The sequence below is a fragment of the Bacillus sp. DNRA2 genome, from assembly GCF_012843265.1.
Taxonomy (GTDB): domain Bacteria; phylum Bacillota; class Bacilli; order Bacillales; family Cytobacillaceae; genus Bacillus_BU.
In genome coordinates this window covers 1-23,761 of the sequence record NZ_JABAIT010000027.1, presented here as the reverse complement: position 1 = coordinate 23,761, position 23,761 = coordinate 1, and the positions used below count along the sequence as shown (strand labels likewise).

The following is a 23,761-nucleotide window of genomic DNA, read 5'->3' as shown; positions in this document are numbered from 1 at the left end:
TAATAATGAAACAACAGTTAAAAGATTTAATTCGTTTTAAAAAGGAATTATATTTTAACGGTGCTGTACAGGTTGATTGGTATTATAATCACGAAAAGCAAGAAGAGGTATCAAAGAGTTTTGTCTTTCATGGTCCTGAATATTTTGGAGTAAATGAAGATGATATTACTTTTAAAAGTCATAGATTAGTTGACACAGCGACATTTACAAATATACTTGCAAATAAATTATATGGAGAGAGCTCAGACTCAAATTTTTTTATGACAATCGCCCCTTATGGGACAGGTAAATCCCATTTAGCAGTAACTTTAGCAAGTTTATTTAGTCGTGATGATTCTTTACAGAAATCAATAATAAATAATATTAGAAAAGTAGATTCTGATTTAGCTGCTGAATTAAATGGATACTCATTAAAACCTAATATTGTTCTTGTACTTAATGGTATGAAAGATTTTAACCTTAATTATGAAATTCTAAATGCCACTCAAAAAGTATTAAAGCTCCATAATGTTAATGATAATTTTTTAAAAACCTTAACAAAATCTTATGATATTGCAAGAAATTTTGTTAATAACACATTTGAGAATTATGAAGAATTATATTATAAATATGCAAATGAAATATTAAAAGAAATAAAGTACGATGATTTAAAAGCTTATTTAGTTGGAAATATTATCCAGGATGCTGATGCGTTTGAAGTTATTAATACAGTATATTTTCAAATTAACGGAATATACATCCGTTGGGATGAAGGGGTATCTGCAGGTGATGTTTTAACCAAGATAGCAGATACAGTGTGTGGAGATAGAGGGAAATTCAACAAAGTAATAGTACTATTTGATGAATTTGGAAGATATATAGAATATGCCTCGTCTTACCCAACAAGAGCTGGTGATTCTGCTTTGCAACAAATTTATGAGGCTGTGCAAGATAGCGGAGATAAAATCATTTTTGTTGGTTTTATACAATCAGATTTGAAATCATACTTGTCTCGTGTAGATAGAACTGCTAATATCAATCGTTATATTGGTAGATATGAGGCAAGTGAAAAAATACATCTTTCTTCAAACTTAGAAACTATTTTTGCTAATTTAATAGAAAGAACAGACCCAATAAAGTTTAAAAATTTAATTGCAGATAAATTTGAAAAGCAAACTAATAACTGGGTTAAATTTCATCAAGATTTTGTATCGTGGCAACCACAATCAATTACGTCTAGTGTTTGGGGAAAATATTTACATTTTAAAAAAGTGGTTCTAGAAGGTATTTTTCCGCTACATCCACTCACTTCTTGGATGCTATCAAATTTATCTTCTTGGTTACAGCAAAGATCATCTTTAACTTTTTTAGATAGACAAATAGAGCAATTTGGATATATGGAAATTAATGAATTCGGTGATCTACCACTTATTCCTGCTACTACTATAATTCGATCAGAATTTTTTAAAGAATTATTGGTAGCAGAACAAGAAGGGCGAAAACAGAGTGAATATTGTATATTATATAATCAAATTCTAACTAAATATGGTGATAAGTTCGATGAAAGACATAAAGAAGTATTAGCAGCAAACTTAATCGTTAGAATTGGGAGATTTAAAACAAAATCTATTGAAGATACAAAACAAGCACTAAAATATTCAACAAATTTAAGTCATATTGAAATTGAAAAGGCAATTAACGAACTCGAGCATGAATATGGAGTTATTAGTTATGATGAGATTGCAAATGTGTTTGATTTTATTGCAGATGCAACTGGAATAAATGATTTTAAGAGGTTAGTTAATAATAAACGTAGAAAATTAGATATTAATATCAGTCTTGTATTAGATAGTATTTCTAATGAAATTCTTCCTTTAGATACAATAGAAACTTCATTTGGTAGGAAAAATCAAATTAGTACAAGTGAATGGCAATTTGAACAACAAATTGTTCATATAAATGATATTAATAAATCATATCTGTTAAACATGATAAATGATTTCGAGTACTCAACAGCTCCAGAAAAAGCTAAAGGGAGATTAGTTTGGATATATATTCCATCTCTTTTTGAGTCTGAAAAATTATCATCTGTTACTAAATTACTAGATAGATTTAATATTGAAAATATGCCAATTGCTTTTTTTGCATTAGATGATCAAGAAAACAAATTTTCTGACGCATTAACTGATTTTCAATTATCAAATCTTTTTACAGAACAAGAAAAAATTAAGTATAGTAAGTTTATTCCTGACTTTAAGTATAAGACAGAAGTAAACGTTAAAGATCGATTTAATGAACTTGTTGCAAATCGGATTATTATTACAAAATCGGGATTAGAAAAGACAAATAAAAGGCCTAAACTGTATTTTGATGCTTTGTTTGATGAATTATATCCTGATGTTATTCCATTTCCATTTACGGAATTCTCAAATAAATCTTTAGGAAAAGCAAAAAAGAATTTATCAAGAATTGGTAAATTAATATTATCTGGTGCAGCATTTCAATTGATTCATTCTGAAACAACCGAAATAAAAAATAGAATTGAAACAGTGCTTTTTGAAGGCAGAATGGGCTCATGGGGGATACTTAATAATGATTACCAATTTGTATCACCAACAAATCTAAAGGTTAGAAAAATATTTGAAGATATAGATGACCTAATTAATGCTAATGAAACTATGACTATTGACAAGGTTTTCGAAAAGTATCAGAAACCTCCATATGGAATAAATGATTTTGCGTTGGCATTATTGTTAGCTACTTACCTCATCCAAAGAAAAATAGAAATTAGAGTGGATATTAACGGGCAAAGGCTGCGTTTGGAGGAATGGGGTAATAAAGTATTCTTGGATAAAAAAGTGGATTTTACTGCGTTATTTGAGACAACTTTAACAAAGGTAGATCCTGATAAGTTGGCTGGACGATATCTTAATTTATATAACAGAGTTGAACGTAATAACGACATTGATAAGTGTCCAGGATTAGCTAGAGAGTTTGAGCAATTAAAACTAGAAGAAGATATTCCAGAGGAACTAGAAGATAAAATCATGAATCTTGAGCTAATTTTAAGAGAAGGAAAAAAATTATTTGAAAGTAACAGACTTATTTTTGGTGAGCTAAGATTAAAATTATCAAATGGTAGTAGAGATTTAGACTTTAAAAAGATTTTTGAGGTATTAGATACTTGTAGTAATATTGAGGGTGCAGTACAAGATTCCAATAGATATGTGTACAACTCATCACATATTGAAGAAGCTAATATTATGACAGAGAAATGCCATAGCTTAATAAATAAAGAATTCGATGGATGGTTGAATAAACTACGATGTCAAAGTTATGCACAAGTTTCTGGCTTTGAAAAATGGGTCAATCATTTAATTGATTCATTTACAAAATATGATTATAAACACGAAGCACGTAAACTTAGATCTAAACTCCAAGATATTCTCGACAATTTAAACATTATTAAACAATTAGAAAATATTAATGAAACTGTAGAAAACTATCTAAAACACAACAAACCAAATAATTCGTCAGGATATGATGAATTAGTTAATATGAAGCATGCTGGTCAAGATATTCTTGAACTTTTAAAGAATGATAAAGTAGAAAAAAAGCATATGGTTGAATTTATTGAGAAAGTTGAAACAAGAGTAAACTTCATTGAAAATTTTATAGATAATCTTGCTAAGGAAATATCAAGTATATATGACTCTATGTTTGAATTAAGAAGTGTAGATGATTGTGATAATTTTCTTACTAACGCAAAAAATCTTTTAGGAAAATCTATTAATGAGGTAGATCGTGAAGGTATTGAAGTAGCCGCAAATCACTTACAAAACTTCTTAAATGAAATAAACAGTTTGAATAAATATAAGGAGAATAGAAATGATCTTTATATTGAAATTGACAATTTAACAGAAAAATGGTCAGATTTTGAATCTGATATTGATTTTTTACCTATTATAGAATTCTTGAAGGAAGATTATATAAAAAAAATTAATTTACTCGAAGATAAATGGGTAACAAGGTATCTTAATATTCATTCAAATATAAAATCTTGGGATGCAACTGACTGTTCTACTTGGTTAGAACAAACAAAAGTTGTCCCAACCTTCTTAAATGAAAATTCTTTGAAAGAGTTAAAAGCTTTTAACGAAATAGTGATACAAAGGCTTAATGAATTATCTGTTGACGCTGTAATCAGTTTGTTTGATAACCTTACAGAGGAACAGAAGTTCTTCTGCATAGAAGAATTGAATCGTAGGTTTTATAGTAAGAGTAATTAAATTACTAGCATCTAGGTTATTCCTAGATGCTTTATATTTCATCACCAAAACGAACTAGTGTTCGAAAATATGAGAATATTACTTACCTTTAAAGTTTGATTAGTGTATAATGATTACTGGAGATGGTTTACCAGAAGTTGTGAAAGGAAGTTTATTTATGGCTTACGCAAGACATCAAAGTTTTTATTTAAGGGATAAATGGATTAGTAAGGGTTTAAAGGCGATTATTAATTCAACAAGATTTTTTTATGAGGATGATAGTCCCGAAGAGATCGGTTTAGGGAAAAATATGGTTCAATCATTACGCTTTTGGATGGTTGCAACAGAAGTAATTTATGAAGAAAAGTCTAACAAACAAACTGAACATTTATTAACGGATTTAGGTAAACTAATATACCATAAAGATCGGTTGTTACAAAAAAATGACACGGTATCATTATTGCATTATAACTTAGTGAGAAACAAAAATGATTTAGCAACTGTTTTTGATTGGTACTTTAATGATTTTAAGGAGACCATTACACAGCGGGATAGCTTATTAAGAGCTTTTACTAATTGGGTATACAGTAATGATAAATCAGTTTCTCAAAAATCTTTGAAAAGAGATATAGATTGTTTAGTTCAGCTTTACACTAAGAGATCTGAAGAAAATGATCCCGAAGACTTTATTTTTAGTCCATTTACTAAATTAAACCTTTTAAAAGAAGAGCCCTCTGAAGAGGGAGTTGAGAATGTTCTTAAAGTTACCCCTGATATTAATGACATTGGTATAGTTACATTATATTATATACTCTTAAAATATGGAGAGGAACATGAGGTTAGTCTTATAAGCCTCGAGGAAATTCTAAATGAAAGATATTTGTGGGGAAAAATATTTAATCTTTCTAGAAACAAAGCAATAGAGATTCTTAATAATTTAACAAATCATAATAAATTCCCATTAGAATATGTTAGAACTAATAATTTGGATAATGTTCGATTACCAAAAATTTCTGCATTAGAGTATTTATGTTATGAGTACGGATTTTCATTAGATAGGGTGACAGTCTAAAATGGCTTTAAAAACTAGTGTAAATATAAAATTTGATGTAGGAAATGATGAGTTTATTAGAAGTTATATTCCTAGTCCTTCACATACTGAAGCGCTAAAGGGTATATTAAACGGTTTTGAAAATAATGCCAATAGATCACATATTGTTATAGGACCATATGGAACAGGAAAGTCATTATTAGCAACTGTAGTGAGTAGTATCGTTTCTGAATCAACTCCTTCTATTGAAATACAGAAACTTATCAATAAATTTCAACATTTCGATGATTATATCGCAGGACAAATTGAAAGTGTATATAAATTAAATCGCAAATATATACCTGTATTGTTAACAGGAAATGAAGGCAGATTTAGAGATTCAATACTTTCTAGTATTATTAAGACACTAAAAAAGACAATTGATATCGATATAATTCTTCCAGGAATTAGTGAGAAGATTATTGATTCAATAAACAAATGGAAAGAAAATTACCCGCATACCTATGATATCTTTGTAAAAGCGTTAGATAGTAAGGGGAAAGACATTGAAAATTGGCTATTAGAAATTAAAAATCAAAATGAAGGGGAAATAGTCTTTTTTTCTAAACTTTATCCCTCTTTAACTTCGGGAGCATCCTTTGAAATTGGTTATAATGACGATATTATAACTCAAATGGAATTCTTATCAAAGAAACTTGAAGAGCAAAATGTAGGGGTATTTATCATTTATGATGAATTTGGTCGATTTTTACAGGGATTAGAACCTTCAAAACTAAATGAAGCGATGCAGGATATTCAGGATTTTGCAGAGATTGTTAGCCGCAGTAATACATTACAGTTATTGTTGATAACTCATAAAAGTTTACGCCAATATTTTAAAGGAAGTAGTGAAGTTTCAAAGGAATTTCAAAGAATAGAGAAGAGATTTACCCAATATCATATTTCAAGTGATCAAATTACCTTCTTAAAAATTGCTGAAGTAATATTAACTGAAAATATTATTAATAAACCCTCAATCAACAAAGAACAATTTAATATTACTTTGGATAAGATGAAGAATTTCACTCTTTTCCCAAGTCTTAATCCAATAGATAGAGAAGAGAAAATTATAAAAGCTATGTATCCAATGCATCCTGTTTCTCTATTTTTATTACCAAATCTATCAGGAGTTTTTGGGCAGAATGAGAGAACGTTATTTACATTTCTTGAAAGTGAAGAAACCGGTGGGCTTAAAAATCATATGTATAAATCCAATGATTATTATAAGCCATATCAGTTATTTGATTATTTTTTCCCTGATTTAAATGATTTAGATGTTGATTATGAGATTAGAGAACATTTATTAATGTACAAAAAGGCATTAGCAAGAGTTCCAGATGATATTAAATATAGACAACTAGGGATTAATACATTGAAATTTATTACCCTATGGAATATTTGTGGTTTACAGAATGAACAGAAAATCTCAAATGATTTTTTAAGTTTTGCTATGGAAAAAGATCAGTCTGAACTTTTACCTTTAACAAAAAAATTGTCAGAGCATAAAGTAATCAGATTTAATAGAGTTAATAACTACTGGGAAGTTAATACTGGAAGTGCTATTAATCTTCAAGAAAGAATCGAAAAAAGAAAAAATAAAATTGATTTAAAGCATAATGATATACTTTCAATATTAAATCAAAATTTAAAAAGTAAGTATTTCTTCCCTGAAGAATATAATGACGTAAAAGAAATGACGAGATTTGCAAAAGTTGAATTAATTTTAGGTAACGAGTTATCACGGTTGAATGTTGAAGTAATTAACAAATCAGATGTTACCATCATATATATTCTCCCAAGAGAAAATAGCGAAATAAATGAAATTAAAGATACAATAAATTCTCTTAGTTTGAAAAAAAACGTTATATTTGCCATACATTCAGTTCCATTAAGTACAATTATGGATGACTTATTAGAGAGCTTTATTATCCTTGACTTATTAAACGACAAATCTTTGCTAGCTGAGGATAAAGGGATCAAAGAAGAATTAATTTTAATGTCTAAAGAGGTTAGTCATGTTGTTTCAGAGTATTTATCAGTTATCACAGAATTTGATGGAAAAACAATTTGGATTACAAATAAAACAGAAACTAGAGTAGAAAACAAAATTTCATTGTCAAATTTGTTATCCAAGATTTGTTTTGAGATATATACTCATACTCCTGTAATACTTAATGATTCCTTTAATAGAATAAATATTACATCTGCACAAAGGAAAGCTGCAATATCAGTAGTTAATAGCATCATAACTTCACCTAGGGAAGAGTATTTTGGTATTGAAGGGAATGGTCCTGATTATGCAATTTTTGCTTCCATTTTTAAAAGAAATGGTAACTTGTATAAAAACGTAAATACTTTTGATTATAAAAATATCGAGGACCAATCTTATAAGTTAATTAGAGATAAACTAATAAAATTATTAGATTCTAACCCCAAGGGTTCATTCGCAGATATATTAAATATTTTTACTAATACTCCGTTTGGTATTAGAAAACCAATAATTCCTATTTTATTGGTTTCAATGCTTAGGGACAGATGGAATGAGTTTATGTTATACAGAAATGAAATGTATATTTCTGGTTTAAATGGGGACATATTATTTGAGATATTATACGAAGAAGGACCAGAGAATTATCACTATGTTTACGAAAAATTTGATGAAGAATATATTGAATTTTTCAGTTATATTGAGGAAGTCTTTAAGGATCATATCGAAGAAAGACTTGATGGAAAATCAAGATTGATAAAAACATGTGGTACTTTATTAAAATGGTTAAGATCTCTACCACGTTTAACCCAATTAACTGATGAAACAGAAACTGATTTTAAGGTATTAAGGGATTTAATAAGAAAAACAGAAGTTAAACCGCAAGAAAGTATTGCAGATATTTATCATGAATTTTTTAAAAACAATAATAGAGATAAATTATTTTTGTTAAAAATATATGCTGAGAGATACCTTGATATTTTCAAAGATAACCTGTTAACAAATATTTTTGATATTTGTGAAGTAGAGACATTTGATTCTCTCAAGGTTTGGGCAACAACTAGGCACGAATATTTTAAAAAAAATAATAAGTTAATTAAAGTATTATTAGGATTATATAATGTTAATTGGCTTAACAAATTTATTGAAAATTATATTGGTGTTGAATTAAGAGACTGGTCAGATACAACTAATAATCTATTTTTTAATCAACTTTCCAATGATTATCATGATGCTATAAATTTTATAGAGAACATAGAAGAAGGTAGTATCAAAGACCAATTTATCACCGTTGATTTTTCAGGTAAAAAGAAAATAATATCTAAAGTTAAGTTATCTCCAAAAGCAGAAACAATTTATAAAAATGTAAACAGAATGATTCAAAATGGTGGGAAAAGTATCCCTAAAAAGGAAATTGAATACATGATTTACAAATTGTTTGAAAAACATGTTGAATAATAGAAGGTGAATTGATTGTCTGAAAATAATCGTAAACCTGTTCATATAGCAATGTTCTCTGGTGGTGCAGGTAGCGCATATGTTGCTTATCAAATGGTTCAAACCCATGGTAAAGAAAATTGTAAACTTTTTTTCACTAATACGATGTGGGAAGACGACGATAATTATAGATTTATGGAAAACATTGCAGAGTATATTGGTATAGAGATTACCGAAGTTATAGACGGTAGAACTCCGGAGGATGTTTTCTTTGAGCAAAAATTTCTAGGGAATTCGAGATTAGCAAAATGTTCTGAAGAGTTAAAAGTTAGACAAACCTTAATTTATATGGAAGAACTTAGAGATATAGAAAATTTAGAGCCAATTCTTTATTTTGGTATAGCACCACATGAAAAACAACGTAGAAGTAATCAAGAACTTACGCACGATGAAAGTATATTAATAACCCCTGAAAGCAGAGACGAGAATATTAGGAAAGCAGCTGGAATTAGATCTTTCTATGAACATTTCCCGCTAGAGCCAATTGAATCTCGTTTTCCATTAATTGAGACGCATCGAAAAGATATTGATGCTAAGGGAATAATTGAAAACGAATGGGGAATTAAATTACCTCGTATGTATACTATTGCAATTGAAAAGGATGAAAAAGAAAATAATCCACATGCCAAATTATTAGTTGAAAATGAAATTTATGGTTTTTCTCATGCTAATTGCGGGGGTAGATGTGTAAGGGGTGGTTTGCAACATTATGCTACACTTTACGCACTATGGCCAGACCAGTATAAAGCACAAGAGGAAATGGAAGAACGCTTTAATAAACATTTCAACAAAGAAAAATTTGTTACTATATTAAAAAGAAATGGCACTAGCTATAGTTTAAAACAATTTAGAGAAGATATGGAACGTGAAGGAATTGAAAATTATCTATTTGCAAAAGATGAGACTATTCCTTGTGTTTGTTCTTTTTCTTGATATCAGCAACGAACCCTCTTTTGAGGGTTCGTTTTTTTAAGGAAAAAATTTCCGTTTAAGTTGGAAGAAAGTTTTATTAAGAATATTTGTATGAATAATCTATGATAAGTATTTTCTAAATTAGGGATATTGCATATAATAAAAGGGAACGTTAGTTCTGATTTATGAGGAGGATGATGTTTTAAATGAAACATGTAGTTATGTATTCAGGCGGAATTGGAAGTTACATGGCTGCTAAGAGAGTTGCACAAAAGGAAAACATTCGAGATATAATACTATTGTTTTCAGATACGTTAACAGAAGATGAAGATTTGTATAGATTTATTGATCAAACTATAAAGGAGATTGGGGCAACTTTTGTTCGACTTTGTGAGGGTAGAGATGTTTGGCAAGTTTTTAAAGATGTGAAATACTTAGGGAATTCAAGGATTGCACCTTGTACTAGGGTGTTAAAACAAGAGATAGCTAGACAATGGATTATTAGCAATTTTCAACCTGAAGAGGTAAAATTATATGTGGGAATAGACTGGATGGAAATTCATAGGCTTGAAAAAATAAAAAAAAATTGGCTTCCTTATAAAATCAAAGCCCCTTTATGTGAATCTCCATACTATTCGAAGCTTGAAATGTTTGATGAGTTAAATAGAGATGGAATCACTGTCCCTCGCTTATATAAGTTCGGTTTCTCTCATAATAATTGTGGAGGATTTTGTGTAAAAGCAGGACAAGCACATTTTAAAAAATTGTATGATACAATGCCAGAACGTTTTTTATATCATGAAGAAATGGAACAAGAAATGATTAAATTTTTAGGGAAGGAGGTTTCAATACTAAGAAGACAAAAGAACAATAGATCCTATGGATTAACTTTAAGAAAGTTAAGAGAGGAAATTGAAGAAGAAAGTAAAGAAATTGACCTTTTTGATTTTGGAGGATGTGGTTGTTTCATTGAGGAGTCTAAAATTACTTATAAAATCTCATAATGATAATGAAAAGGCTTATAGCTTAGAAATCATTTCGAAAAGTGAAGAGATAGTAATTTTTTTTTAGAAAAACATAAGAGAATTACAAGGTGTGATTAGAGTCACAAGAAATTACCACTTATGCCATGTATTGTACCATCAGTTTCTATGGAATTTACCACTTCCTATCAACTCAGTTACAAATAGAGAAACTTTTGAGATGTTGAATTGAAAAAGCCTAATCCTTTTTTTAAACGTGGAATTAGGCTTTTGTAAGCTTTCAGTAATCACTCCAGAAATAGGACTACCAGCTTTTATTGCACAGTATATTTATTGCTGTCAGTCGTGGTTATACAAAATAAGAATCAGAAACCATTTTTAACTTCCCCTAAAATTTCATAACATGTCGATCATAATCTCCGTCAAACTACGGACACTTTATATCATTAGTATTTGGTTATTATAAGGTAGAAAAACAAATGGTGTTCTCTATTAATCATTTTTGATACTCCCCCAAACTATAGATTTACTCCTCCTTTCCCCAGAAAGATTGCTGTGGTAAATGTTTTGTAATTATTTGGTAAACCTCAAGTCGTTTAGTGGTAAAAACAATGGCAGTAGTGGTACATTTAAATGACTGTAATCATTTAAAGTGAAATTCAAATATTTGATTGATGACTCAGATTAGTTTTAAAATGAAATAAAATATATTAAAATATAAATGTAACTATTACAATTTTAAAGAATTGATTATTGCGTATAAAATAGCTTCTTACACTCGGCTTTGAGGTATCAGTTACTGGACTGTAAACCATTAAATATAAATTGTACTATAAAGAAGTGCATCTAATCCACGCGGAGCTACTTGCCAATGATTTTTTATGTCCATCTTTACATTAGGTTAAACGGAATAGTCGTTGTCCCTTCTTAGAATTGGTTGTCCGTGTTATCACGCTGGAGTAGGCATTAATTATTATAGTTCTGTGATTGTTCTTTAAAACGGATTAAAGTAAAGCCAATGGTGGAGGAAATTGCCTTTAGGCTAATATATGGTAGAACAATGATTGTGGATTTCCGTTCCGCATTTATTGGCTCAAACATTTGCATTCAATGGTTCAAACTCCACATCATGGCTCAAACAGCCTTCATAATTAAACAATTTCTTGTTATCTTGTAATGGATATACTCTTAGTTTGCATATATTATGATTTTTAGAAGATTATAAAAAAACCACTTCGCATAAAAAATAGCCTATTCTTATAAAAATTTTATAAAGAAGGTAGAGAAAGATGTTTGAATGTAATATGTGTGGTGGAGATGGAAAAACCTTATTAGAACAATTAAATGAGCAAATTATTAGGGAACAGGATTTAAGAATTGCGATGCTTACAATCCTAAAAGAAATCACATTAGATTTCCAATTGATTGACGAAGATGATTTATTTGAAGTTCTACTAGAGAAAAATATTACCCTAAATTTAATACTATCATCAATTGAAAATTCGATTAGAAAAAGAAATCTTTGTCTTAACCATGTTGAATTAGAGATATATGAGCAGTATGTAAATGAAGTTCGTGAACTATTAAATATCTACAATATTATGAAAATGAATAAGGCCCATGAAATATTCCATTAGACATTGCTGACTAAATATATTGACAAGAAATGTACCACATTGTTAATGGCGTTATATAATGTCCCGAAATTGACGTTACTAATTGTCCGTAAACTGACGGATTCATTGTCCCGAATAAAAGGGAAGCAATCCTGTGCTTCCCCTAGAATTTTACATATCAACCAAATACGTTTCATTTTTCTTAAGGTAAAATCTAACTTCATTTCGACCGGTTATGATGTACCAGTCTCTGCCCAGTTCCAATCGGCAGGAAAGTGTCTTCCCATTTCCTAGATGAAGGTCAAACCATTCACCGCAACGCATTTTATAACCTGTATTATCTCCCCAAAACACAATCCAACAATCCAATTTAGCATTGTAGTTCATTTCTTTCCAGCGGCTTTTCATGAAAGTTCTCCCTGGATAACCTGTTTAATCATATGGTCATCAATGATTTTTCGTCCATTTTGTGATCCATATAAAAGGCTATGTGTACAAAGTTTATTAATGAGCCTTGCGGCACCACCAGAGAATTGATGGATTTCATCAATCGCACCATCAGAAAAGATAGGTTGATCAACTCCGGCATAACGAAGATGCCTAGATACATATTCCTCAACTTGATGAGAACGATCGAGATGTCCTAACTGGAATTGGATATCGATTCTTTGACGTATAGCTGCGTATGATTGCAGGCGAAGCCGATCCCACAGTTCACTTTGACCGACGAGAATAAGCGCCATCGGGCTTTGCGAATCCATTTTGAAATTTAATAAGAAACGAACTTCTTCAAGCATTTCCCGGTCCAGTAGGTGAGCTTCATCCACTACCACAACTGGTTGGAGTCCTCGTATACCTTTCATCAATTCAATCTCTCGATGAAGCTGCCGTTTTGCATCCCCACGATAAAACTTTGCTTCAGACCCTAGTTGTTCCAACAGCCCTTTATAAAAATGGCGCGGCGTTATTTTAGAATCGGACAGATAAAGTACATGGAATTCTCCTTTTTCCAATCCGTTGACAAACTTACGGATTGTCGTCGTTTTTCCTGTACCACTATCTCCACTTAGGACCGCAAAAAGCTGTCTATCGGCTGCATATTTTAGCCTTCCAAGGATTTCTTGATTATTTCGCTGTTGGGGCAACACTGTTTCGTGTTTGAGCAACACCCATTCGGGAAAAAACATCACCAGATATTTTTGTCAGGTTTCGCACAATAGCACCAGTAATCCACGCAAAAGCTGAATATTGCCATTAAAAAGAGCCGCTTATGCCAAATTTTTGAGCCATCAATGACAAGTTTGGGGGACAGTAGTGACAATACATAGCCACTATTTTGTAATAGTAGCTATGCATTTAGTTTAATATTTTAATCCATGTCTCTCTCTCATTGAGATTTCTCCGTCAATTAATATTGTGTAGGAGTCGTGGATAATTCGATCTAAAATTGCATCAGCTAGTGTGTCCTCCCCATTCTTTTCATACCATCCTTGTGTATCAAATTGAGAACAGAATATAGGTGACGTGCTTCTACTATCTCTAGTAAGTCTCTAGCTTCACTTTCTGTTAATGAAGTAAGCAGCCATTCGTCCAGGATGAGTAAATTTACCTTCCGGTAAGACTTCATTACTTTTTGGTAAATGCCTTCTCCCCCCTCGCAAGAGCTAATTAGTCAAATAAATCTGGTAGACGAACATATTTTACCGTAGAAAACTGTCTACAAGCAGCTACTCCAAAAGCACATGCTAAATAAGATTTGCCGTTTCCAGATGCCCCTTTAATGATTATATTGTGTTTTTCTTGTATGTAATGTCCTGAAGCTAATCGTAGAATCTGAGTTTTATCTAACTTTCGGTCGGGATGATACTCGATATCTTCAATACAAGCATTATTGTAACGAAAATCAGCATTTTTGATTAAACGCTCCAATTTATTATTTTTTCTTCTAGCCCATTCAGCATCAACTAATAGACTAAATCGGTCTTCAAAGGATAGTTCAGTAAATTTTTTATTCTTCAATTGTTCATTATGGTGGTCGGCCATCTCGTTCAAGCGCATATCATGTAATTTGGATAATGTACTTTCATTTGTCATTTTTCTTTCCTCCCATAATATTCTGCACCTCTAGTGAATCCATGAGAATTTCTCTTTTGTTGATTCAACCGATTATAGAAAAAGGTGCATTATGGCAAAGCAGTCTAAATAAAAATCTCAATTTAAGTTATTAACAAGTCTCTTCAAATGTAATTTTCTATTCATCTTCCGTTCACATACAGCCTTTAAACTAAGTATGTAATAAAGATTGGAGGAATGAAGATGAACGTCGCTTGGAAAGAAATGAAGAAAAATAAAGCAAGATTTATGATTTTAGGTTCTATTGTTTTTCTAGTTAGTTTATTAACGTTTATCATATCGGGTTTGGCCAATGGATTATCACAGGACAGTGCCAGTTTAATAAAAGATTTGCCGGATGGACAAATTTATATGACGAAGGAAGCCAAACAAACTTTTAGTATGTCTAGAATTGACCATGTGCTCCAAAATGATATATTAATCAAACAAAAGGATGCCGCAGCATTTTCCATTCAAATGGGGTTTTTGAATGAGCATGATGGGACGCAGCTAGGTGTTGCTTTTGTAACAGCAACCGAATCCAAGTGGTTTAAAAATGTAGAAAAAGGGGAAATTGTGCTTGACAGTTCACTAGAAGAAGAAGGTATCAAAATTGGAGATACTTTAACCAATAATCAACATAAAGGTAAGTTTGTTGTAAAAGGTTTTGTGAAAAACAAAAAATACAGCCATGCATCTGTAGCTTATATTAGTATGGAGGATTATAAAGAAATTTTTCGGACTGATGAAATGCAGTTGATTTTTATACCTAAAGGAGGTACAGTAGCAACCTTCTCCGGTATGGAAACATTCTCAAATAATCAATTCCTTCAAACCATTTCGACTTATAAGGCAGAACAGATGTCCCTTAACATGATTATATGGTTTTTAGTGGTCATCAGTGGAATGTTGTTTGCCATCTTTTTTTACATGATGAATGTCCAAAAAATTGGCTTATATGGCATTCTTAAAGCAATTGGTGTCAAAACAAGTTCGCTGTTTAAAATAATGTGGATACAAATGGTGTTTATCACCTTCATTGCTCTTAGTCTTTCCATATCCCTTAGTCAAATTTTTAATATGGTTGCACCTAAAGGAATGCCTTTTCATTTAACCACTGAAACAACCGTTCAAATGTCGATCATCTTTATAATAATTGGATTTATTGGCGCAACGCTTTCTGGCTTACAAATAAAATCAGTTCAACCATTACATGCTATTCAACAAGGAGAGGTTTAAAATGATATTTCAAATAGATAATGTGAAAAAAACTTTTAAAAATGGAGAAGTGACAGAAGAAATCCTTAAAGGAGTGAACCTTTTTCTTCGAGAGGGGGAGGTAACTGCTTTAGTGGGGGCATCGGGCTCCGGTAAAAGCACACTTCTAACCATAGCAGCAGGACTTCAGCCTGCATCAGATGGACAAATTATGTTCGAAGGGGAAAACTTGACTACGATGAATGCGGAACAAGTTCGGAAAATCAGGGCCAGTAAATTTGGTTTCGTCTTTCAATTTGCCCACCTTGTGCCATTTCTTACAGTGGAAGAGCAATTGTTACTTATGTTGGATGTATCTGAATCCAAGTTAAAAAAACGGGAACAGACAAAAGAAATCGACAACATTTTAAAATTAGTTGAAATGGACCATCGGAAAATTGCCTATCCTTCTTCATTGTCCGGCGGGGAAAAGCAGCGGGTTGCTATTGCTCGAGCGCTTATCCATAAACCGAAAATTCTTTTTGCAGATGAACCGACTGCAAGTTTGGATTCGAAAAGGTCAAAAGATGTGATGGCATTAATCCGTCAGTTAACAAAGACACTAAAAATTGCCACATTAATCGTGACACATGATGAAGAAATGCTTTCATTTGCTAACCACATCATTAAAATGAATGATGGACAAATCTTGCAAAAAGTATAGGAGAAACATGCTATGACCAAAATTTTAATTGTGGATGACGATATAAATATATTAAAACTTGTCGATATTCACTTATCACAACAAGGCTACCATGTATTCCAGGCAAAGGATGGGATGGAAGCGTTAGAATTACTCAAAAAAACGAGATGCGATTTAGCCGTATTGGATGTGATGATGCCATTTATGGACGGCTATTCTCTAACGAAAGAGATTCGAACCCAGTATGATATTCCGGTGATCCTTCTAACTGCTAAAAGTGAAATTGAGGATAAGGAGCAAGGTTTTCAAGCCGGAACGGATGATTATCTGGTTAAGCCATTTGAACCTAAAGAATTAACTTTTCGGATTAAAGCATTGTTGCGGAGATATGAACACCAGCTGGATGATTCCATACTACAAATTGGCTCTACCGTGATAAACAAAAAAAGCTATGAAGTTCAGGTAGGGAAGCGTACCTTACTCTTACCGTTAAAAGAATTCGAACTCTTAACTTATCTAATTTCTAATCCTAAATCAGTGTTTTCCAGAGAACACCTGATTGAACAAATATGGGGCTTGGACTATGAAGGAGATGAGAGAACGGTAGATGTTCATATAAAAAGATTAAGGGAACGTTTTTCTAAACTAACGGATGATTTTCAAATAAAAACAGTACGTGGGGTTGGATATTTATTGGAGGTCCAACGTAAATGAAAACTCTTTATGTGAAATTTGTTGTCATAACAATTGGAATGATGTTTATTAGCTTTATCTTAGCTTTTGCTATTTCAAATACCTATTATCAACAGAAACTAAAACCCTATAATGATAATAAAAACACAAAAGTCGCATTAGATATTGCTGCTTTTGCTGAAAGTCACCCAAATATAAGCTTGACAGAGTATTTGGACAGCATTACTAAAGTTGGCTATCAAGTGTGTCTGGTAGATAACCACGGAAACAGAACTTTTTTGGGCGAACCTTTCAGGAACAAAAGTCTTTCTGGTTCAATTCAACAGGATGTATTAAATGGGAAAATTTTTCATGGCATGCTTCATTTTCCTAAGCGGACATTTGTTACAGGCTTTTTTGCTAATGAATTAGATAATACCATTGGCGTTCCATTAAAATATAAAGGAAAATCTTTTGCACTTTTTATCAGGCCAGACATCAAATTCCTCATTAACGAGATGCATATTTTATTTGGATGGATTCTTGGAATTGCGATTACTTTAACCATCATTATGGTTGTTATTAATACAAAATATTTAGTAAAACCGATTACTAACCTGACAAAAGCGACAAAATCGCTGGCAGAGGGTGATTTTAATGTCAAACTTGAAGTGACCCGCCATGATGAGTTAGGGGATCTTTCCCACAGTTTCTTGCGAATGGCGAGAAAATTGGAACAAATGGATGAAATGAGAAAGGAATTTATTTCGAATATTTCACATGATATACAATCACCGCTGTCTAATATAAAAGGATATACAAACCTATTAGAGACTGATTCAATAAACAAAGAAGAAAGACTCCAATATGTGTCCATCATTAACGGTGAGATCAGAAGGCTTTCCACCTTAACAAAGCAATTGCTGCTTCTGGCCTCTTTAGACAGAAATGAGGAACTTATGAAGAAAAAACATATAACCTCGGACAGCAATTGAAGGAATTAGTGCGAAATTATCAATGGTCAATAAGTGAAAAGGAAATTATGCTTAGCTACTTTTTGCCGGATATAGAGATTTTCGGCGATTCATCCTTGTTGAATACGGTTTGGGATAACCTTCTATCCAATGCCATTAAATACAATAAACCGAATGAAAGCATAGAAATATCTATTGATGAAAAAGAAGAGAAAGTCATCGTAATTTTTGAAGATACGGGAATAGGGATGAATGATACGGAAATAGATAGAATATTTGATCGCTTTTATCGTGCTGACAAGGCACGTACACGAATAGTCGAGGGCACCGGCCTTGGTTTATCAATTGCCAAAACGATTATTGACTTGCACGGCGGTCGTATCCATGTAAGAAGTAAAGAAAATGAAGGGACTACTTTTAGTGTGGAATTGCCAATTAGATAAAATTACTCAAATTACAATTTTTATAAATTGTTATATTTGTGTAAAAAAAAAGAGTCAATAAATTCCTATTGTAAACATTGTTATCAGCGAAGAAAACAATGTGGAGGAATTAATTATGACCCAATAATAGTTTAACTAAAATATTGATGATTTATATGATTCTGTTATTACCTCTGATATAGTATTTTTTATCAAGACTTTAAAGCTTTAAATTCGTCAATCGTTTCAGGGGTATGTTTACCTTCTTTTCCTTTGAAAAAGTCAAGATTAATGGTGACATCCATACAACCAAGGTACTGTCCATTTTCATCACGTACTGCCATAAATTTTTGGTAAATTTGGCCAGTTTCTTCTCCGGAGCGTTTTGGAAACCAAAATTCCCACTCGTCGCGTGCTCCTGAACGGAAATCATTCAACAACTTTTCAACGTGATGAGCCAATTTTGGGTGAAGTTCAAGCACATGTCGACCAATTGCTTCTTTACGACGACCATGAACTCGGTTTGGATTATTTGAATACCAGCGGAAAATATCATTAGCATCGCAAAAGCCCATTTCAAATGGTAAAAGATTGATAATTGAATCCAAAGTGCTCGCTTTAATTGGACCAGTTTCAAAATTAATGATCGCCTCAGGACTAATTAATTCTGACAATTTACTTTCAGACATTCATAACACTCCTTTATGCAGTCTCTCTTTATGAAAAGAATATAATAGTAGTGTGAAAAGACCTCTACTTTTAGGTGTTTATTATCTAATCTCATTAATAATGTTAGCATTAATAATGATAGTGAATTGTGATTTATCTCACAAAAAGGTGTTTTTTGATCATGAACTGCAAATAATTATAAAAAGTTGGGGAAAGAGGTTATTCGCTCGATAATTAGTTGGAAAAATTCCGCTTAATTTGAAAGTTATGATACTGAAAGAGAGGGCGTGGAGAAAAAATGAGCTATGAAATTATAACATTACAAAATAATATGCATGTGGTTTTCATTTCTATTAAGCTTTGTTCATGAATTAATATTAAAAGGACTGTTAAAAGTCAAATGACCTTTAACAGTCCTTTTCGATTTTCATAGTTTTACTATGTTGCTCTTTACTGAATAATTTCGATTTGTTTTACTAGCATGGACGGAATGCTAATCTCGCCACCCATTGTGGATTGATATGTAATCAAACCTTGAGATACACCTTTAACAGTGACAGTATCATTATCCAAAACTCTAGAACTGGTAATTTCACTATCATACGCTACAAATAGAATTGTATCGTAATTATCATCAACCGCAATTCGTAATTGAGTTTCTCCGTCACCTTCAATAACTTGAACTACAGTGCCAGTAAACTTAGCCTTTTTTCCTTCGAAATCATCTGGGGTCCTTGCTAATTGATCATATGTAATGCCAGTTTCATACCCAATTCTTTCTTCTTCCTCTTTTGCAGCTTTTTCAGCAGCAGCTTTCTCTGCTGCAACTCTATCAGCCTCAGCTTTCTCTGCTGCGGCCTTTTCTTCAGCGGCTTTTTTTGCGGCTTTCTCTTCGGCAGCTTTTTGTTCAGCAGCAGCTTTTTCCTCTGCTGTTAATTCTTTTTCTTTTTCAGCTTCCTTTTTTACCTTTTCTGAACTAGTTGCAGGACTTTTGGCAGTTGGTGTTTCAGTGCTTTCTATTGTAATTCCAAATAAAATAAAGGTGGCAATTAGCCCGATACCATAATATTTCAAAACGTTCATTCTATTTCTTTTTTCTGGTTTACCCCATTTTACCACAAGCTGAGGTTTGATAATTCCAATAATCAAGGCTATAAAACAGACAAAAGATAAAATAAAAAATATAACATCCATCTTGCTCATTCCTCCCTAATTTTGTTTAAATTTGGAAAAACTAGCATGTCATTATTATATTTACATAGTTTTGTAATTTTTTCAAATCATACTAGTAAGACTTGTTTGAATATTTCGGGAGCGATCAGACATATTCAGCTTTCACTTGAGGTACTCGATAAATTCCTCGCCAAACTATGTTACAATTATTAACGAAAATGGAAAGGTGGTGACAACAAACCTTGAATCCAGATGACAATCTTATTCTTGTAAAACATGTAGATAAAACAGAAGAAATCGATTCATGTCAATATGAAAATCGAAATTGGCAAATACGATATAAAAATAATAGTAAAGTTTATTTTTATAATTTCCAAAACGTAAAATGGCATAAGAGCGGCAAGGTTTTAAATCATGAAACCTACATCATTTATGAAAATAATTTACCCATAACGGGAGTAGTGAAAATCCTTGATTTTGGAGAGTTTGTAAAAGTTACCTTTAAAACCGGATATAAAAAAGTGTATGAGAGGTCCAGCTTAGTAATTGAAGAAACCTGTTTAAAGAATGGCAATGCAAAAAATACCTTTGATTATTTGAAGACTTTAGCGAATATTGTCAGTACGAGATTAGATGATGATATCAGCTTTTTGGGAAAGCAATATAATAAACTTGTAACCGTTAGTACCAGTAGTGTTTTATCAGCATATTTAGAAGGGAAACCTTTAAATAAACAAAACACGAAAACACCTCCAATTTTCCCATTTGGATTTAATATAAGCCAAAAATCTGCCACAGAAAAAGCCTTAACTGAACAGATTAGTGTAATTGAAGGTCCTCCAGGGACGGGGAAGACGCAAACAATCTTGAATATCATTGCGAATGCTATTTATAATGACAAAACAGTTGCGGTAGTATCAAATAATAATTCAGCCACAGCTAATGTACTTGAAAAGCTCCAAAAATATGGTGTGGACTTCATTGCAGCCTATTTAGGTAATAATGAAAATAAGGAAAAATTTTTTGCTGAACAGTCTGGAATATTTCCCGAAATGAAAGAGTGGACGTTACTTGGGGATGAGTTTCAAAATGCTAAGTCTGAACTAGTTGTCTCTCAGATAAAACTTAATGAAATGTTAGGTTATCAGAATAAAAGGGCTATTTTAAAACAAGAACTTTCTGATCTTAAAGTAGAATATGACTATTTTAAACAATATTTTTATGAATCAAATTTCCAGAGTTTAAACTTTCGCGCTTTTTCAAGGTACAGCTCAGAGAAGCTTTTAAAAATACTTCTAGAATACGAACAAAATTTGATCAAAGGACAGATTACTTTTAAAGATAAAGTTTACAATCTCCTTATCCATGGAATATTCAATTTTAAAATTTATAAATATCCACCTGAAGTGGTTGTTGCTTTTCTACAAAAGACATACTATGAGAGAAAAATCCACGAGATTAATAAGCAAATTGAAACATTGTCGACTAAACTAGAAAATTATAATTTTGAACAAGAAATGAAGCAATACAGTCAACGCTCGATGGCTTTATTAAAGGCAAAATTGGCTTCAAAATATAAATGTGCTGAAAACAGAACAGTTTTTACAGTTGACGCCCTCTGGAACAATTTTTCAAAATTTATCAAAGAATACCCTGTTATCTTAAGTACCACTCATTCATTGCAAAATAGTGCTGAAAAAAATTACTTGTTCGATTTCGTTATCATAGATGAAGCATCACAGGTGGATATTGTAACTGGAGCATTGGCTTTATCATGTGCAAAAAATGCCGTTATTGTGGGGGATATGAAGCAGCTTCCAAATGTTGTTACTAAAGAAACAGCTCAAATTGCAAGAAATCTTTTTGAATCAACAAATTTGTATTCAGCATTTAATTATGCTGATCACAGTATATTGTCTTCTTTGTTAAGCGTATACAAAAACATACCAAAAACACTTTTGAAAGAGCATTATCGTTGTCATCCTAAGATTATTGGATTTTGCAATCAAAAATTTTATCATAATGAACTCATTGTTTTAACAACTGAATGTGAAACAGATCAGCCTCTGTTATTATATAAAACTGCAAAAGGGAATCATGCAAGGGGGAAAATGAATCAACGTCAGATTGATGTTGTTTTCCAAGAAATTATTCCTGAGCAAAATATTGATGTAAGAAGACAATCAGTAGGTATTATTACTCCCTATCGACTACAATCAAATGAACTTCAAAAGACAATAGGAGAAATGACTATTGAAGCGGATACTGTACATAAATATCAGGGCCGAGAAAGGGAAATTATTATTCTAACCACTGTGTCTAATGAAATCGGCGTTAATGATTTCGCCGATAATCCTAATCTGATAAATGTAGCCGTTTCCCGAGCAGTGGATAAGCTAATTGTTGTTGTTTCAGAGGGAAGTGAGGAGTGGAAGGGAACGAATGTGGGTGATTTGGTTCGATATATTCAATATCATAATTTTGAAGTAATTGAGAGCCAAATCTATTCTGTATTTGACCTGCTTTACAAAAGCTATTCCAATAAATTATTAGAAACTTTAAAGAGTTCTAAAAGGGTATCTGAATTCAAATCCGAAAATCTAATGAATGCTGTAATCGAAAAGGTTTTAAATATGCCCGAGTTTCATAGCTTAGACTGGGTACTCCATCAGCCGTTAAGAATGCTGATTAAAGACCCATCAAAACTTAACGGGGATGAACGAAAGTATGCGATGAATATTTTAACCCATACAGATTTTGTTATTTTCAACAAATTGGATAAAATGCCAGTGTTGGTTGTTGAAGTAGATGGACATGCCTTCCATGCCAACAATCCAATCCAATTATCAAGAGATCAAATGAAAGATGATATTTTACGCAAATATAATATTCCAATCATTAGGATGAAAACAACTGAGAGTCGAGAGGAAGATCGGCTAAGACAGAAACTTCTTGAGTTATTACATTTGGATACTTGCAAGGAAGAAATGGGTTCGGAAGTAGTAACTGCTAGATTATAAGGAGTTTGTAAGGAAATCAAATACGGTGATATTTTGGCAAAACTACACAGAAATGGGATCCTCCAGCCAGGGTTCCATTTTTCGTTGAATGTAAAAGGGCTGATGAAACAAAGTCATCAGCTCCATTAGTGCGTAAAGGGCTAGCGAAGAAAGAAGTCGTACATTATTCCGACTCTTTATCCTTTTCGGCAAGAAGACTCCATCTGATTTGTGTTACGGGCGAAGCCCAACAATTCAGGTGGAGATGAATTGCCGTCAGCCGATAGGCTGAAATCTTATGTTTGGTTTGCATAATTACCCCACTGTTTCAAGAACGAATGTTCGCATATTATTTGTGCTAGTGATATAATTAGTCTTAGATGGGAAGTGTATTGACAAAGTTAGATAATAATAATCATTCAGTGTTCTTACTCTACTATCACTTGGTTTTCGTCATTAAGTATCGCAGAAAAGTAGTAAACGATGAGATTTCAGATTATCTGAAAGA

Annotated in this window: 15 protein-coding genes and 2 pseudogenes; 12 read left to right on the top strand and 5 right to left on the bottom strand. The window is 32.0% G+C overall.

Features of this window, described 5'->3' with window-relative positions:
- Nucleotides 1–5 precede the first annotated feature (5 nt).
- From HHO41_RS18660 to HHO41_RS18635, 6 genes are all read left to right on the top strand, one after another.
- The gene (locus tag HHO41_RS18660) at nucleotides 6–4,268 is read left to right on the top strand and encodes a hypothetical protein (RefSeq protein WP_169101490.1); all 4,263 of its coding nucleotides are present in this window, start codon (nucleotides 6–8) and stop codon (nucleotides 4,266–4,268) included.
- A gap of 109 nt (nucleotides 4,269–4,377) precedes the next feature.
- Nucleotides 4,378–5,319, top strand: a complete 942-nt coding sequence (locus HHO41_RS18655; RefSeq protein ID WP_248278535.1) for a DUF4007 family protein — start codon at nucleotides 4,378–4,380, stop codon at nucleotides 5,317–5,319.
- Between the two features lies 1 nt (nucleotide 5,320).
- Nucleotides 5,321–8,782, top strand: coding sequence for a hypothetical protein (locus HHO41_RS18650; RefSeq protein ID WP_169101487.1), 3,462 nt, complete (start codon nucleotides 5,321–5,323; stop codon nucleotides 8,780–8,782).
- A 15-nt stretch (nucleotides 8,783–8,797) separates the two neighbouring features.
- Nucleotides 8,798–9,754 (top strand): hypothetical protein, encoded by a 957-nt coding sequence (locus tag HHO41_RS18645; protein WP_248278534.1) that lies wholly within the window; start codon nucleotides 8,798–8,800, stop codon nucleotides 9,752–9,754.
- 185 nt (nucleotides 9,755–9,939) lie between these two features.
- A complete protein-coding gene (locus HHO41_RS18640; RefSeq protein WP_169101485.1) occupies nucleotides 9,940–10,737 on the top strand; it encodes a hypothetical protein in 798 nt (265 codons plus the stop codon).
- Nucleotides 10,738–12,005: 1,268 nt separating this feature from the next.
- Complete coding sequence (locus HHO41_RS18635) at nucleotides 12,006–12,353, top strand: hypothetical protein (protein WP_169101483.1); 348 nt, start codon at nucleotides 12,006–12,008, stop codon at nucleotides 12,351–12,353.
- A 150-nt stretch (nucleotides 12,354–12,503) separates the two neighbouring features.
- Here the strand turns inward: HHO41_RS18635 and HHO41_RS18630 are convergent, their stop codons facing one another.
- The 3 genes and pseudogenes from HHO41_RS18630 to istB all read right to left on the bottom strand — a co-directional run bounded on the left by HHO41_RS18630 (nucleotide 12,504) and on the right by istB (nucleotide 14,426).
- Complete coding sequence (locus HHO41_RS18630; protein WP_169101481.1) at nucleotides 12,504–12,740, bottom strand: DUF5348 domain-containing protein; 237 nt, start codon at nucleotides 12,738–12,740, stop codon at nucleotides 12,504–12,506.
- Nucleotides 12,737–13,498 carry an ExeA family protein gene (locus HHO41_RS18625; protein ID WP_248278533.1) on the bottom strand — a complete coding sequence of 254 codons (762 nt, stop codon included), beginning with the start codon at nucleotides 13,496–13,498 and terminating at the stop codon, nucleotides 12,737–12,739. The genes HHO41_RS18630 and HHO41_RS18625 overlap by 4 nt, the downstream gene beginning before the upstream one ends.
- A gap of 195 nt (nucleotides 13,499–13,693) precedes the next feature.
- A pseudogene (istB, locus tag HHO41_RS18620) lies at nucleotides 13,694–14,426 on the bottom strand (IS21-like element helper ATPase IstB).
- A gap of 222 nt (nucleotides 14,427–14,648) precedes the next feature.
- Between istB and HHO41_RS18615 the strand changes: the two are divergent.
- From HHO41_RS18615 to HHO41_RS18600, 4 genes and pseudogenes are all read left to right on the top strand, one after another.
- The gene (locus HHO41_RS18615; protein ID WP_169101479.1) at nucleotides 14,649–15,683 is read left to right on the top strand and encodes an ABC transporter permease; all 1,035 of its coding nucleotides are present in this window, start codon (nucleotides 14,649–14,651) and stop codon (nucleotides 15,681–15,683) included.
- A gap of 1 nt (nucleotide 15,684) precedes the next feature.
- Nucleotides 15,685–16,365 (top strand): ABC transporter ATP-binding protein, encoded by a 681-nt coding sequence (locus HHO41_RS18610; protein ID WP_169101478.1) that lies wholly within the window; start codon nucleotides 15,685–15,687, stop codon nucleotides 16,363–16,365.
- A gap of 12 nt (nucleotides 16,366–16,377) precedes the next feature.
- Nucleotides 16,378–17,058 (top strand): response regulator transcription factor, encoded by a 681-nt coding sequence (locus HHO41_RS18605; protein ID WP_169101477.1) that lies wholly within the window; start codon nucleotides 16,378–16,380, stop codon nucleotides 17,056–17,058.
- A pseudogene (locus tag HHO41_RS18600) lies at nucleotides 17,055–18,433 on the top strand (sensor histidine kinase). Before HHO41_RS18605 ends, HHO41_RS18600 begins: the two are co-directional and overlap by 4 nt.
- Nucleotides 18,434–18,624: 191 nt before the next feature.
- On the opposite strand, the gene HHO41_RS18595 reads toward HHO41_RS18600, so the two are convergent.
- Together HHO41_RS18595 and HHO41_RS18590 are read right to left on the bottom strand one after the other, a co-directional pair.
- Complete coding sequence (locus HHO41_RS18595) at nucleotides 18,625–19,101, bottom strand: PAS domain-containing protein (protein ID WP_169101476.1); 477 nt, start codon at nucleotides 19,099–19,101, stop codon at nucleotides 18,625–18,627.
- Between the two features lie 430 nt (nucleotides 19,102–19,531).
- On the bottom strand, nucleotides 19,532–20,275 hold the full coding sequence (locus HHO41_RS18590) for a hypothetical protein (RefSeq protein WP_169101475.1): 744 nt from the start codon (nucleotides 20,273–20,275) through the stop codon (nucleotides 19,532–19,534).
- Nucleotides 20,276–20,496: 221 nt separating this feature from the next.
- Here HHO41_RS18590 and HHO41_RS18585 point away from each other — a divergent pair, with 221 nt between their 5' ends.
- Both HHO41_RS18585 and HHO41_RS18580 read left to right on the top strand, forming a co-directional pair.
- On the top strand, nucleotides 20,497–23,274 hold the full coding sequence (locus tag HHO41_RS18585) for an AAA domain-containing protein (RefSeq protein WP_169101474.1): 2,778 nt from the start codon (nucleotides 20,497–20,499) through the stop codon (nucleotides 23,272–23,274).
- Between the two features lie 359 nt (nucleotides 23,275–23,633).
- On the top strand, nucleotides 23,634–23,761 hold a 128-nt coding region (locus HHO41_RS18580; RefSeq protein WP_211171229.1), incomplete at its 3' end, for a transposase.